General features: G+C 70.3%; 12 protein-coding genes. 5 read left to right on the top strand and 7 right to left on the bottom strand.

The window, feature by feature from the left end:
• Positions 1–48 precede the first annotated feature (48 nt).
• From AAY78_RS09745 to AAY78_RS09730, 4 genes are all read left to right on the top strand, one after another.
• Positions 49–729: an RNA polymerase sigma factor gene (locus AAY78_RS09745; protein ID WP_231589697.1), complete on the top strand. Its 681-nt coding sequence runs from the start codon at positions 49–51 to the stop codon at positions 727–729.
• A complete protein-coding gene (locus AAY78_RS09740) occupies positions 726–1,181 on the top strand; it encodes a hypothetical protein (protein ID WP_046748091.1) in 456 nt (151 codons plus the stop codon). The genes AAY78_RS09745 and AAY78_RS09740 overlap by 4 nt, the downstream gene beginning before the upstream one ends.
• Before the next feature lie 57 nt (positions 1,182–1,238).
• A complete protein-coding gene (locus tag AAY78_RS09735; RefSeq protein WP_046748090.1) occupies positions 1,239–2,807 on the top strand; it encodes a S8 family peptidase in 1,569 nt (522 codons plus the stop codon).
• A 213-nt stretch (positions 2,808–3,020) separates the two neighbouring features.
• Positions 3,021–5,471 carry a CHAT domain-containing protein gene (locus tag AAY78_RS09730; protein WP_046748089.1) on the top strand — a complete coding sequence of 817 codons (2,451 nt, stop codon included), beginning with the start codon at positions 3,021–3,023 and terminating at the stop codon, positions 5,469–5,471.
• Positions 5,472–5,728: 257 nt separating this feature from the next.
• Here the strand turns inward: AAY78_RS09730 and AAY78_RS09725 are convergent, their stop codons facing one another.
• From AAY78_RS09725 to AAY78_RS09695, 7 genes are read right to left on the bottom strand one after another with little or no spacing between them, the layout of a single operon-like run.
• Positions 5,729–6,076 (bottom strand): type II toxin-antitoxin system PemK/MazF family toxin, encoded by a 348-nt coding sequence (locus tag AAY78_RS09725; protein WP_231589696.1) that lies wholly within the window; start codon positions 6,074–6,076, stop codon positions 5,729–5,731.
• Positions 6,073–6,309 carry a hypothetical protein gene (locus AAY78_RS09720; RefSeq protein ID WP_046748087.1) on the bottom strand — a complete coding sequence of 79 codons (237 nt, stop codon included), beginning with the start codon at positions 6,307–6,309 and terminating at the stop codon, positions 6,073–6,075. The genes AAY78_RS09725 and AAY78_RS09720 overlap by 4 nt, the downstream gene beginning before the upstream one ends.
• 32 nt (positions 6,310–6,341) lie before the next feature.
• Complete coding sequence (locus tag AAY78_RS09715) at positions 6,342–7,118, bottom strand: DeoR/GlpR family DNA-binding transcription regulator (protein ID WP_046748086.1); 777 nt, start codon at positions 7,116–7,118, stop codon at positions 6,342–6,344.
• Positions 7,118–7,972 (bottom strand): class II fructose-bisphosphate aldolase, encoded by an 855-nt coding sequence (locus AAY78_RS09710; RefSeq protein WP_046748085.1) that lies wholly within the window; start codon positions 7,970–7,972, stop codon positions 7,118–7,120. The genes AAY78_RS09715 and AAY78_RS09710 overlap by 1 nt, the downstream gene beginning before the upstream one ends.
• On the bottom strand, positions 7,969–8,913 hold the full coding sequence (locus AAY78_RS09705) for a 1-phosphofructokinase family hexose kinase (RefSeq protein WP_046748084.1): 945 nt from the start codon (positions 8,911–8,913) through the stop codon (positions 7,969–7,971). The genes AAY78_RS09710 and AAY78_RS09705 overlap by 4 nt, the downstream gene beginning before the upstream one ends.
• A complete protein-coding gene (locus tag AAY78_RS09700; RefSeq protein WP_197077687.1) occupies positions 8,910–9,902 on the bottom strand; it encodes an ROK family protein in 993 nt (330 codons plus the stop codon). The genes AAY78_RS09705 and AAY78_RS09700 overlap by 4 nt, the downstream gene beginning before the upstream one ends.
• Positions 9,903–9,926: 24 nt before the next feature.
• Positions 9,927–10,823 carry an SIS domain-containing protein gene (locus AAY78_RS09695; protein WP_046748083.1) on the bottom strand — a complete coding sequence of 299 codons (897 nt, stop codon included), beginning with the start codon at positions 10,821–10,823 and terminating at the stop codon, positions 9,927–9,929.
• 293 nt (positions 10,824–11,116) lie between these two features.
• Here AAY78_RS09695 and AAY78_RS09690 point away from each other — a divergent pair, with 293 nt between their 5' ends.
• Positions 11,117–12,361: an extracellular solute-binding protein gene (locus AAY78_RS09690; RefSeq protein WP_046748082.1), complete on the top strand. Its 1,245-nt coding sequence runs from the start codon at positions 11,117–11,119 to the stop codon at positions 12,359–12,361.

Genomic DNA, 12,361 nt, shown 5'->3' with positions numbered 1-12,361 from the left:
CTATGGGCCTCCCCGCACGATCATCCGCGCGGATTCTTGGATGCAGACATGTATCAGAAAGCCCTTGCCGCGCTCCTGGTAGATGTGATCACAATGGGCTTCATGATCGACGGTGCACCCGGCACCGCTCACGATCCTGCCTCGGACGACGGGCGCGCACGCTGGGAGCGCGCCGCGGATCTGTTCGACGCATGGCGCGAGAGCGACAGCCGCGCGATGGACGAGCTCGTACGGCTGATGACGCCCGTGCTCTGGCACGTCGTGCGCGCCTATGGGCTGGAGCGCACCCTCGCCGAAGACGTCGTGCAGACCACCTGGCTGCGACTCGTCCGCGGCCACGACTCGATCAGCGACTCACGGGCCGTATCGGCCTGGCTCACGACCACCGCCCGCCGGGAGGCCTGGAAAGTCGCGAAAGCGCACGGCAAGGTCGACACGACCGAAGCGGATGACCTCGACACGCTGCTGCCCGAACAGGCGTCGGCCGAAGAGCACGCCACCCTCGGCGACGAGAACCGGCGGCTGTGGGCGGCCGTGCGGCGTCTGAACGAGCGCTGCCAGAAGCTGCTGCGCGTGATCGCCTTCGAGGATCGTCCGGACTACGCCCGCATCGCCAGCGACCTCGCCATGCCCGTCGGCAGCATCGGCCCCACTCGGAACCGGTGCCTCGCCAAACTACGCGCCCTGCTGGACGCGCCACCGACAGCGCAGGCAGGGGGATTCGCATGACCGAAAACGAGGACGCCCAGATGTTCGCCCGGCTCCGCTCCCTGTGGAGCGAGGTGGATCCGATGCCCGCCGGCCTCATCGACCGCATGGTCGCCGTAGTCGCCGCCGACGGCCTGAACCGTGAATACGCGCTGCTCACGCTGGTCGAAGGACAGTTAGGCGCGGTGCGGGGCGAGGCCGACGCGCTCACCCTGCAGTTCAGCGACGGATCGACGAGCATCCTGCTGCACGTGACGACGACGGCTTCCGGACGCCGCCGCGTCGACGGCTGGGTCGACACCGCAGCCGCCGAGATCGTCCTGACCCAGGGCGAGAAGACCAGGTCGATCACGCCGGAGGAGACCGGACGCTTCGTGTTCGACGACGTCCCGCCCGGCCTCACGCGCGTTCAGCTGACCACCGTGATCGGGGACGAGACGCGCACACTGGCGACCCCGCAGTTCGAGCTGTGACCACGGGCGCCGCCCGTCGATGAAGACGCGGGTCCACCCGCAGGAAGAGGATGACGCATGGATCAGCCCAAGGGATGGACCTGGCAGGACCGCGCGGAGGGATCGATCCGACGGGGCACGGCGCTCGACCCGAGCACGGAGCCGGTGGACGGTATCCGTGCATTTCCGACGGCGTACCTGCCGGAACGCCTGCTGATCACCCGCGCTCTCGGCGATGAGGAGGCCTACGACCGGGAGGTGCGCACGCTCCGCGACGCGGCGGACACGTTCGGCTGGCAGCTCGAGATCGAGGACGACACCCGCTCAGCGGTCGACGGCGAACTCGTGCCGGGAGTTCCCGGTTTCCTGCGCGCACGACTGCGCACGCCGGACGAGCCGGTGCGCGGTGAATCGCCCGTCGCACCGGATGCCTGGCGCGTGCTCCAGCGCGCACGCCGCATGTCCCGTTCGACGATGCCGCGCACGAGCCTCGACCACGTGCTCTCCATCGATCCGGTCGGGCTCAATCCGTTCACCAGGACGAACCCGTTCACCCGCACCAATCCGTTCACCCGCACCAACCCGGTGCGCGGTGCGGGGGGCGCCGGCGGCAGCGACGACTACCTCGAGCCCGGACGCGGAGCCCGACAACCGGTGACCTGGTTGGGGCCTGCGCCCGTGCGCGGTCCCAGCCCCAAGCGCGGACGACGACCCGTCGTCGCTGTACTCGACACCGGCTGCGGCGAGCACGCCTGGCTTCCCGCTGACATCGTCACCCGCACCGTCGACCTCGACGGCGTGCCGGTCGGGCTGACCGATGACGCCGATCCGGAGCGCTACCCCGACCTGTACGGGCAGCTCGACGGGGAGATCGACGCGGTCGCGGGACACGGCACCTTCATCGCGGGCATCGTCCGACAGGCGGCTCCGGACGCCGACATCCTCTCGATCCGGGTCGCGGGGGCGCTCGGCGTCGTGGACGAGAGCACGCTCCTCGAGACGGTCGCCCAGGTCGTGACGCTGCTGGCGCGCCACCGCGAGAACCCGAAGACGGGCTTCCCGATCGATGTGCTGAACCTGTCGCTCAGCTACTACCACGAGACGCCGACCGACGGACTGTTCAGCCTCACGCTCTACCGGCTGCTCGCCAAGGCACGCGAACTCGGCTGCGTCGTGGTGTGCTCTGCGGGGAACGACGCGATCGATCGCCCCTCCTTCCCGGCATCCCTGTGGCCATGGCCGGGCGCGGACAACGGCATCCGCCGGGACAAGGACGCACCGCTCGTCTCCGTCGGAGCGCTGAATCCGTCCGGCCAGTCGGTCGCCCTGTTCTCGAACATCGGTCCGTGGGTGCAGGCCTACGCACCCGGAGCCGCGGTGGTGAGCACCTCGCCCGCGTTCGTGGGAGGCACGCAGGCAGCGACGAGGGCCGACGTCGAGGGTCTGCGCCGCGAAACGATCGACCCCGACGATTACCGCGGGGGCTTCGCGGTGTGGAGTGGCACGTCGTTCTCGGCACCGTATGTCGCGGCGCGGGTCGCCGCGCAGCTCGGTACGGTGCCGGTCGGTGGGGCGACTCCCAGCGCTGCGGCGAAGGCGGTGGCCGCCGTCCTGAAGTCGCTGCCGAGCCCGGTCGATCCCGTCTGACGCACCCCCGGGACGAGCCGTCCGTACCGATGCGGGCGGCTCGTCCTGGTGCCGGGCGGCTGCCCGGGGCGCCCGGCGGTGCACCTGCAGGACGAATGCACGAATGCCGGATCAGGACGCGGCGCGTCATCCGACGAATGAACTTTCTCCCGGCGAGTGTCGCGCTCGATCCGCGCTCTTCCCCGCAGCCCTGGAGCACGGCATCCTGGAGGGATGCCCCTGTCCGCGATCGAGCTGCACCGGCGCGGAGTCGAGGCGGCGAACGCCCGGCGGTTCGCGCAGGCGCGGCGCGCCCTCGGCGCGGCGTCCGTCCGCGCCGACGATCCCGATCTCCGCGCACGCATCGACGGCACGGTCGCCTACGTCCTCGCGCAGACGGGGGAGCCGGCAGCCGCCGAACAGCTGTGCCGCGAAGCGCTCGGCCGGCCCGGTCTGCGGAGCGAGACCATCGCGGTGCTCAGCGGACAGCTCGGCACCCTGCTCATGCACGGTGGTCGGCTGGCCGAGGCGGAGATCGAACTCAGCCGTGCGATCGACACGATCAGCGCGATCGGAGACGAGACGACCGAGCTCGCCAACTGCCTGATGAACCGCTCGGTGGTGCGGATGCAGCAGCGCGAACTCGAGACCTGCATCGAGGATCTGCAGCGTGCGGTGGCCGTGTACGAGGCGAACGACGACGAGGAGCCACTCGCCGAGGCCAGGCACAACCTCGGGTACGCGGCCCTGCTCGGAGGAGACCTCGTCACCGCGCTCACGCTCATGACACGTTCCCGCCCGACGCTCGCCGCGATCAGCGATCTCGCTGCAGCCATCAGCGACCTCGATCGCGCGGAGGTGCTGCGCGACGCGGGACTCACGACCGAGGCCGAAGCACTCCTCGAGCAGGTCGCCGCCCAGTTCGGTACCCAACGGATGCGACAGGCCAGAGGCGAGTCGGAGTTCCATCTGGCTCGCTCTCTCCTGCGTCATGATTTTGCCGCAGCCGAACGCGCAGCACGCACCGCGGCGCGACGCTTCACCGCGCTCGCGAACGACGGGTGGGCGGCCCGGGCAGAGGCGGTGCGGCTGGAGGCGCAGCAGCGAGCGAAGCCGCATCTCCGCATCGACGACGCGGCGTTCGCGCGGACGGCGAAAGCCCTCGAACGGAGCGGCTTCCACACGGAGGCGACGGGACTGCGACTGAGTGCACGCCGTGATGGCTCCGGCCGCCTGCCGCGAATCGCCGACACCGCCCCGACACCGCTGCGCATCCGTGCCCAGGAGGTGCGTGCCGCGCGCGCCGCGGCTGCCGGCCGTGACCGCGACGCCCTGCGCGCCGCCGCCGACGGCCTCGAGCTGCTCACCGCCTGGCAGCAGGCGTTCGGCGCCCTCGACCTCCAGGCCTCCGTCGCGATGCACGGCAGCGATCTGATGTTCGCGGGGCTCTCCGCTGCGGCGCGATTGCGCGACCCCGCCACGCTGTTCGAGTGGTCCGAGCGTGCGCGCCACCTCAGCCAGCAGGTCGCCCCGGTGCGACCCCCACACGATGAGTCGCTCGCGGTGGACCTGGCCGAGCTGCGGATGCTGCGCGCCGAGCTGGCCGGGGGCGACTGGACGACGGATGCCAGAGTGCGGGAACTGCGCGACAGGGTACGCGAGCGGCAGTGGGCGGCGACCGGCTCCGGCGGCACCAGAGAGCGGCTCGGGCTCGCGGAGGCGACGGCGCTGCTCGCCCCCGACCTGGCGGTCCTGTCATACATCTTCACCGGATCCGACCTGCAGGCCGTGGTCGCGACACCGGCCGGCGCGACCATCGTCGACTTGTCGTGGCGACGGGTGCAGACGGCGCTCGACGGCCTCCGCGCCGATCTCGATATGGCCGCGCTGACGCGTGGGGGACTGATGGGCGCGGTCACCGCGCGGGCGCTCACCTCACGGCTGGCGGTCCTCGACGCGGAGCTGCTCGACCCGGTGAGGTCCGCCGCGCCGTCCGCAGCGCGCTTCGCGATCACGGTGCCCGGTGTGCTCGGCGGCGTTCCCTGGGCGATGCTCCCCGGAATCTCCGGCGTCCCCTTCACCCTCGCGACGTCGGCCTCCCGCCTGCTGGGCGTCCCCTCTCGCACGACGACGGCACCGTCGATGATCGGCTTCGCCGCCGGGCCCCGGGTAGCGCGCGCCGCCGACGAGATCGAGCGCGCGGCGGCGACCTGGCGGGGAACCGGCCGCACTCCGCGAATCCTGGTGCCTTCGGACGCGACGGTCGCCGCCGTCACCGAGCTCGCAGCGGCCACCGACGTGCTCCACATCGCGGCTCACGGCAGGCACGCGGTGGACAATCCGCTGTTCTCCGGTTTCGAGCTCGCGGACGGCGTGCTGTTCGGCTACGACGTCGACCTGATCCCGAAAGTCCCGTCGACCGTGATCCTGTCGGCGTGCGAGCTCGGGCGCTCCTCGGTGCGGTGGGGCGAAGAGGCGTTGGGCATGACGCGGGTGTGGTTGCACGCGGGCGCCGACTGCGTGATCGCCGCCCCCGTCGCCGTTCCGGATGACGTCGCGGCCGAGCTCCTCAGCGCCGTGCACACCGGCCTGTCCGAAGGTGCCGCACCGGCCGTCGCGCTCGCGCGGGCATCGGCCGAGACCGGCCTGAGCGCCCCGTTCCAGTGCCACGGCCGCGGATTCTGAAACTTTTCCTCCATTCGATGTATCAGAAGGGAGGCCGCTCGCTCCTGTTCTTCGGAAGGTGCCATGCGAAGGGCCTCGAAGGGAGAGGCGCGAGGGAGGCGCAGTCGGATCTGGGGATCAGGCGCACTGGGGAGCGCGAACACGACACGGACACCATCTGCTCGAGGATGATGCGGCAGGCCGCCGCGGCACCCTCAGAGGGCCTCGACGATCTGGGGACGTCGGGGCCCTTGGGTGTGCCGGGGGAGCGACGCTCTTCAGAGCTCGAGGAAGTCCCCGAGCCAGGCGCGTACCGAGGCCAGGCATTCCTCCGTGACCTCACCTGCCGTCCCCGTGAGGCGGTCGCGGGAAAGCGTGCGAGGTTGCTCGGTCATGATCCACGACGGTCGGTCCAGTCCGCTCGGCCCGTCCACGACGACGTGATTCGGCCAGCCCCGGTCGGTCGTCGTGATCGGCAGCACGATGGCCAGCGTGGTCACGGCATCCAAGTATCCAGCCGAGGCCACGACGAGAACGGGACGATGTCCCCCCTGCTCCCTGCCGCGCACCGGCTCGAGTGCGGCCCAGACGACTCGTCCTGGTGCGAGCTCTGAGGAGGAGGTCACGCGGTCGCGTCGGTCAGGTCGGTCCGCTCCCATTCGGCGGCTTCTGCAGCATGCGATTGCTTGTCGGCCGCAGCCGTCCGTTCGATCGCATGCTTCAGCGACTGCAGTCTCCGACGGCGGTCCTCCGCGTCGGCAAGATGAGCGAGATGCGCGCCGAGAGTGAGACCGTCACGCGTGGCCTGCTCCTTCAGCCGGTCGCGCAGGTCGTCACTCACCTTGATCGTCGTAGTCATACTTTGAGTATACCGCGCTCCATGCGGCGGCGTCAGGCGACCAGCACCGCGTATCCGGCCGCGCGGAGGGCTGCGAGCACCTCGGTGTCAGCCCCGGCGTCGGTGATCACGGTCGGGAAGAGCTCGACGCCGCCGACGGTCGAGAACGCCTCGACGCCGAGCTTGCTGCCGTCGGTGACCACGACCGCTCGGCGCGCGCGTTCGGCCATCATCCGGTTCACCGCGGCCTCGCGCTCGTCCTGTGTGGTCGCACCGGCGACGGCGTCCATCCCGTTCACACCGATGAAGGCGATGTCGAGCCGCACTCCGCGCAGCAGCTGCTCCACGAACGGACCGACCAGTTCGTAGGTGCGCGAGTGGATGACGCCACCGGTGACGACCACCTTGATGTCGGGGCGCGTGGCGAGCTGGGCAGCGATGTTCACGGCATTCGTGACCACGGTGATGCCCCCGCTCCCCGCGAGGTCGTCCCGTGCGGCCAGGGCAGCGGCGATCGCGGTCGTGGTCGTGCCGCCGGAGAGCCCGACCACCATTCCGGGTGCGACCAGGCCGGCGGCGGTCTGCGCGATGCTGGCCTTCTCATGCGTGCGCAGGTGGCTCTTGTAGCGGATGGGCAACTCATACGCGACCGTCTGCGCCACCGCACCGCCATGCGTCCGGGTGAGCAGGCGCTGCTCGGCGAGCGTGTCGAGGTCGCGACGCGTGGTCGCCGACGAGGCCTCGAATCGCTCGACGAGCTCTTCGACCGTCACCTCGCCCTTCGCGGCCAGCAGGTCGAGGATCGCGTTCAGCCGGGCGGCCCGCTTCATCAGGTCGCGGCTTCCGTCGTCTGCAACGCGAACAGCCGGAGCATGCGCGCGGCTTCGTCCGCGAGGGCATCACGGGCCGGCGCGAGGTACTTGCGGGAGTCGACCAGGCGCTCGTCCGCGTCGAGCTTCTCGCGGACGGCGCGCGTGAAGAAGCCGTTCAGGTGCGTCGAGACGTTGATCTTGGTCATGCCGGCGCGCACGGCATCGGCGATCACGGCATCCGCCACACCGGATGATCCGTGCAGCACCAGCGGCACGGGAAGAGCCTCGTGAAGGCGCCCGATCAGGTCGAGGTCGAGCGAGGCGGTGCGGTCGGTCATCGCGTGCGAAGAGCCCACCGCGACCGCGAGAGCATCCACTCCCGTCGCTGCCACGAATGCCCGCGCCTCGTCGGGGTCGGTGCGCACACCGGGCGCATGGGCTCCGTCCTTGCCCCCCACCTCGCCGAGCTCACCCTCGACATACACGCCGGCCTCGTGCGCACGCGCCGCGACCGCCGCCGTGAGCGCCACGTTGTCGTCGTAGGGCAGCGCGCCGCCGTCGAACATGACCGAGCCGAAGCCCAGCGCGATGGCCTCGTCGACGAGCTCCGGCCGCTCGGCGTGGTCGAGGTGCACAGCCACGGGGGTCTGCGCGCGCCGTGCCACCGCGAGAGTCGCCAGGGCGATGGGTTCGAGCCCACCGTGATAGTCGGCGCAGTTCTGGGAGATCTGCAGGATGACGGGGAGCTGCGCGAGCGCGGCTGCCCGAACCAAGCCCTCCGCAGTCTCGAGATGGATCACGTTGAAAGCGCCGATGCCCGTGCCGGCAGCAGATGCCGCGGAGACGAGGTCGCGAGCGGAGACGAGGGTCACGAGGGGTCCTTCCGGAAGGATTCAGGGTCGGGGCGCGAGATGCGCAAGTGCTGTGCGAGCTCGGTCCAGCGTGAGGAGATGTCGCCCGCGAGTGGCGTGAGCACCGCGGCGGCGGACCATGCCGTGGCACGGCGGAGGATCTGCTCGGGGTCGCGCACCCCGGCGGCGTACAGCACGGCGCACCCTGCGACACCGGCATCGCCCGCACCCGTCGGGTTGCCGGAGAGCGGCTCGTCCAGGCGCGCGTGCACGAGCTCGGTCGCGGTGACGGCGAGCATGCCCTCGGCGCCGAGCGAGAGCAGCACGAGCTCCGCGCCCCTGGCGATGAGGGATCGGGCTCCGTCGACCGGGTCGGCGATGCCTGTGGCCTCGACGAGCTCGGCCGCATTCGGCTTGAGCACGCTTGCTCCGGCGTCGGCCGCGAGCAGCAGAGCAGGGCCGGAGGTATCGACGATCACCGGCACGCCGGCATCCCTTCCCACCGCGATGAGCATGGGGATCAACGACTCGGGCGCACCGGGCGGCAGACTGCCGGACACGACGAGCACCCGGGTGCCCGCGAGCCGTTCGACCACCTCGGCAAGCAGTGCCGCCCACTCCACGTCGGTCGGATTCACGCCGCGTTCGTTGATGATCGTGGTGTCGCCGAGTGCCGCATCGACCACCGCGATGCTGCGACGGGTCTCGGCGGCGACCGGCACCAGGGCGTGCGGGACGCCGCTCGCCCGCAGCTCCTCCGCGAACTCCTCGCCGACCCGACCGCCCACGGTGGTGACCGCGAGCACGTCGGCCCCTTGGGCGTGGGCCACGCGGGCGACGTTGAGCCCCTTGCCACCCGCGCGCGCCGCTCCGGCGTCCGTGCGGTGCGTTCCCCCTTCGACGAGTCGCTCGACGCGCCAGGTGAGATCGAGTGCGGGGTTGGGGGTGACGGTGAGGATCACGTGAGCTCCCGAGCTCGAAGCGCGGCGCCCAGCAGACCCGCGTTGCCGGAGAGCTCGGCCGGGACCAGAGCGGGGATGCGGTGGAAACTGAGCCGCGCGGCCAAGCGCGTGCGCAGCTCGTCGAAGAGCGCACCACCGGCACGCGACAGCCCGCCTCCGATCACCACGGCCTCCGGCGCCACGACGGCGGTGAGCTGAGCCAGCGACATCGTCAGAGCGTCGAGTGCCGAGTTCCAGATCTCCACAGCGGTCTCATCGCCCGCCGCCGCGCGCGCGATCACGTCCTTCGCCCCCTCGGGGGAGATTCCCGTCGCCTCCTGATAGCGACGGGCGATGGCTCCGGCTGAGGCGACGGCTTCCAGACAGCCGCGAGCGCCGCACGCGCAGATCGGTCCGTCCGCGATCGGGGAGTGCCCGATCTCACCCGCATATCCTCCCGCGGTGTACGGGACGCCCCCGACGAGCAGGGCGCCCGCGATCCCGGTTCCGATCACGAGCACCACCGCATCGGCGTAGTCACGCGCACCGCCGAGTCGTCGCTCCGCCCAGCTCGCCGCACGCACATCGTGATCGAACGCCACGGGGAGCCCGAGACGCTCTGCGGCCAGATCGCGCAACGGGGAGTCGTGCCATCCGAGATTGCTCGCGAACACCCCCAGCCCGGCATCCGCGTCGACGATCCCCGGGACGACGAGCCCCACGGCCTGCGGCACGACGTCGGGGTGCGCGGCGCGGAGCTCTCCCGCCAGCACCTCGAGGCGGTCGAGGAGCACCTGCGTGCGATCGCCCTCGGCGATCGGCGTGGGCGTGCGGCGCAGCCCGAGAGCCGTGCCGTCGGCATCGAACAGGGCCGACTTGATGTCGGTGCCGCCCACGTCGAACGCCAGCACGGGCGCGCCGCCGCCGAGAGTCCGCACGGCGGCGAGCTTCTCCCCTGCGGCATCCCGCTCGACGTCGGGGACGTCGGTCGTCCCGTCAGCTCGGGTCATGGTCGGCTCCGGCGGCGGGTTGCGTCATGCATCCAGGATGACGGATCGCGTGAGGTTGCGGGGCTGATCGGGGTCGAGGCCTCGGGCGACGGCCCGGTCGAGTGCGGTGCGGTGCAGGCGCACGAGGTCGGCGAGCGGGTCGATCGCCCGCTGCTCGAACCGGGCGCCGGTGGCCTCGACCTGCGCCGAGAGGCCCTCGGGTGCCTCGCCGAACTGCCAGGTGACGCGGCCCGGGGCCGCGATCGCGATCGGACCGTGGCGGTAGTCCATCGACGGGTATGCCTCCGTCCATGACTGCGACGACTCGCGCAGCTTCAGCGCAGCCTCGTGGGCGAGGCCGATGGTCCAGCCGCGACCGAGGAACGTGTACTGCTCCGCGTCGCGCAGCTCGTCGTCGCCGTCCTCGGCGAGCACGGCCTCGGCGTCGGCGATGGCGCCGGAGAGGTCCTCACCGAGCGAGGCGCGGAAGAGGGCGAGCGCCGTGGTGGCGAAACGCGTCTGCACCACCGACTTCTCGTCGGCGAACGGCAGCAGCACGGCGTCGTCGACCAGGGAGACCAGCGGCGAGTCCGGGTCTCCGATGACGCCGACCGTGGGGATGCGCCCCTTGATGCGCTCGACGAGCTCGAGCACCTCGCTGGTGGTCCCTGAACGGGTCAAGGCGACGACGGCGTCATACCCGCGGTCGAGGAACGCCTCGGATGCCGCGTACGCGTCGGTCTCACCGTGGCCGGCGGACTCGCGCAGCGCCGCGTACGACTGCGCCATGAACCACGAGGTACCGCAGCCGACGACGGCGATCCGGGCACCGGAAGCGGGGAGCAGCGCCTGCTCGGCCTTCAGGTCTGCAGCCCGAGTCCACATCTCGGGCTGGGAGTTGAGCTCTTCGCGCATGTGTGCGCCGGGCAGCGATTCAGTCATCGAGGTGCCTTTCTGGCGATATGTTGCATACTTGTGATCGTTTCAAGCTTGATTCGATCATAGTATGGCGTCGAATCGAGTCGTCAACAGCTTTACCTTGATTTGTTTGTTCTCCTGACAAATAATCGGACAAGTTCCACCCGAGCCCCGGCTTGAACGATCGCGGTTGCCACCAGGCGAAGCGGTCACCCACGCACTGTCGCGTGATGTGCTTGCGACTGTGCACCACACCCCCCTCCCGACGCGGCCCCGCCGCCGAGGGTTCGGACATCACAGTGAGGAATGCAATACACATGAAGAAGTCACTGCGGTTCGGCGCCGCCGCCATTGCGGCCGTCGCCACGCTCTCGCTCGCTTCGTGCGGGTTCGGCGGTTCTTCCGGCGACAGCGGCGACGCGGAAGGATCCACCACGCTCGACCTCCTCGTCCCGAGCTACTCCGACGGCACCAAGGCCAACTGGGAGACCGTGATCGACGGGTTCGAGAAGGCCAACCCCGACATCAAGGTCAAGCTCGAGGTGCAGTCGTGGGACAACCTCGAGAAGGTCGTCTCCACCAAGATCCAGGCCGGCGAGGCACCGGACATCTACAACGGCGGGCCTTTCGCGGGTTTCGTCGGCGATGAGCTGCTCTACCCGACGAAGGACGTCGTCTCGGACGACACCTACTCGGACTTCCAGGAGTCATTCCTCAAGAACGCCGAGGTCGACGGCACCGCGTACGCCCTGCCGCTGATCGCCTCGGCTCGCGCCCTGTTCGTCAACAACGCGCTCCTCTCCCAGGCCGGTGTCGAGGCGCCGACCGACTGGGACTCGCTGCTCGACGCCGCGACCAAGGTCTCCGCGCTCGGGGGCGGAGTCGCCGGATACGGCATGCCGCTCGGATCGGAAGAGGCTCAGGCCGAGGCCGCCGTGTGGCTGTGGGGCGGCGGCGGATCGTTCGGCGACGCATCGGAGATCACGATCGACACCCCGGAGAACCTGGTCGGAGCCGAGCAGATCAAGAAGATGATCGACGCCGGCGCGACCCAGGCCGACCCCGGCTCCACCCAGCGCTCCCCGCTGATGGACATCTTCATCCAGGGCAAGATCGGCATGCAGGTCGGCCTCCCGCCGACGGTCGGCCAGATCGAGGAGAACAACCCCGAGCTGGACTACTCCATCGTCCCGATCCCGACGAAGGACGGCTCGCCGTTCACGCTCGGCGTCATGGACCAGCTGATGGCGTTCCAGAACGACGACGACAAGAAGGAAGCGATCACCAAGTTCTTCGACTACTACTACTCGGCAGACGTGTACGTGCCGTGGGTGCAGGCCGAGGGCTTCCTCCCCGTCACCAAGTCCGGCGCCGAGCAGCTCTCCGGCGAGGAGGCCCTCAAGCCGTTCCTCGACGTGCTGCCCGACGCGCAGTTCTACCCGTCGACGAACCCGAAGTGGTCCGCCGCCGACGGTGCGTTCAAGTCGCTGTTCGGCCAGCTGCAGTCGAAGCCGGCGCAGGACGTGCTGACCGAGATCCAGGCACAGGTCGACGCGGGCTGA

The sequence above is a fragment of the Microbacterium sp. Ag1 genome, assembly GCF_001005635.1.
Lineage (GTDB): Bacteria > Actinomycetota > Actinomycetes > Actinomycetales > Microbacteriaceae > Microbacterium > Microbacterium oxydans.
The sequence above is the reverse complement of the archived record's forward strand: the minus strand, read 5'-3'. Positions and strand labels throughout refer to the sequence as shown.

Excerpts from the sequence above, each read along its gene's own strand:
- AAY78_RS09745 (WP_231589697.1), top strand. The coding sequence starts at position 49 with ATGTATCAGAAAGCCCTTGCCGCGCTCCTGGTAGATGTGATCACAATG.
- AAY78_RS09740 (WP_046748091.1), top strand. The coding sequence starts at position 726 with ATGACCGAAAACGAGGACGCCCAGATGTTCGCCCGGCTCCGCTCCCTG.
- AAY78_RS09735 (WP_046748090.1), top strand. The coding sequence starts at position 1,239 with ATGGATCAGCCCAAGGGATGGACCTGGCAGGACCGCGCGGAGGGATCG.
- AAY78_RS09730 (WP_046748089.1), top strand. The coding sequence starts at position 3,021 with ATGCCCCTGTCCGCGATCGAGCTGCACCGGCGCGGAGTCGAGGCGGCG.
- AAY78_RS09720 (WP_046748087.1), bottom strand. The coding sequence starts at position 6,309 with ATGACTACGACGATCAAGGTGAGTGACGACCTGCGCGACCGGCTGAAG.
- AAY78_RS09715 (WP_046748086.1), bottom strand. The coding sequence starts at position 7,118 with ATGAAGCGGGCCGCCCGGCTGAACGCGATCCTCGACCTGCTGGCCGCG.
- AAY78_RS09700 (WP_197077687.1), bottom strand. The coding sequence starts at position 9,902 with ATGACCCGAGCTGACGGGACGACCGACGTCCCCGACGTCGAGCGGGAT.
- AAY78_RS09695 (WP_046748083.1), bottom strand. The coding sequence starts at position 10,823 with ATGACTGAATCGCTGCCCGGCGCACACATGCGCGAAGAGCTCAACTCC.
- AAY78_RS09690 (WP_046748082.1), top strand. The coding sequence starts at position 11,117 with ATGAAGAAGTCACTGCGGTTCGGCGCCGCCGCCATTGCGGCCGTCGCC.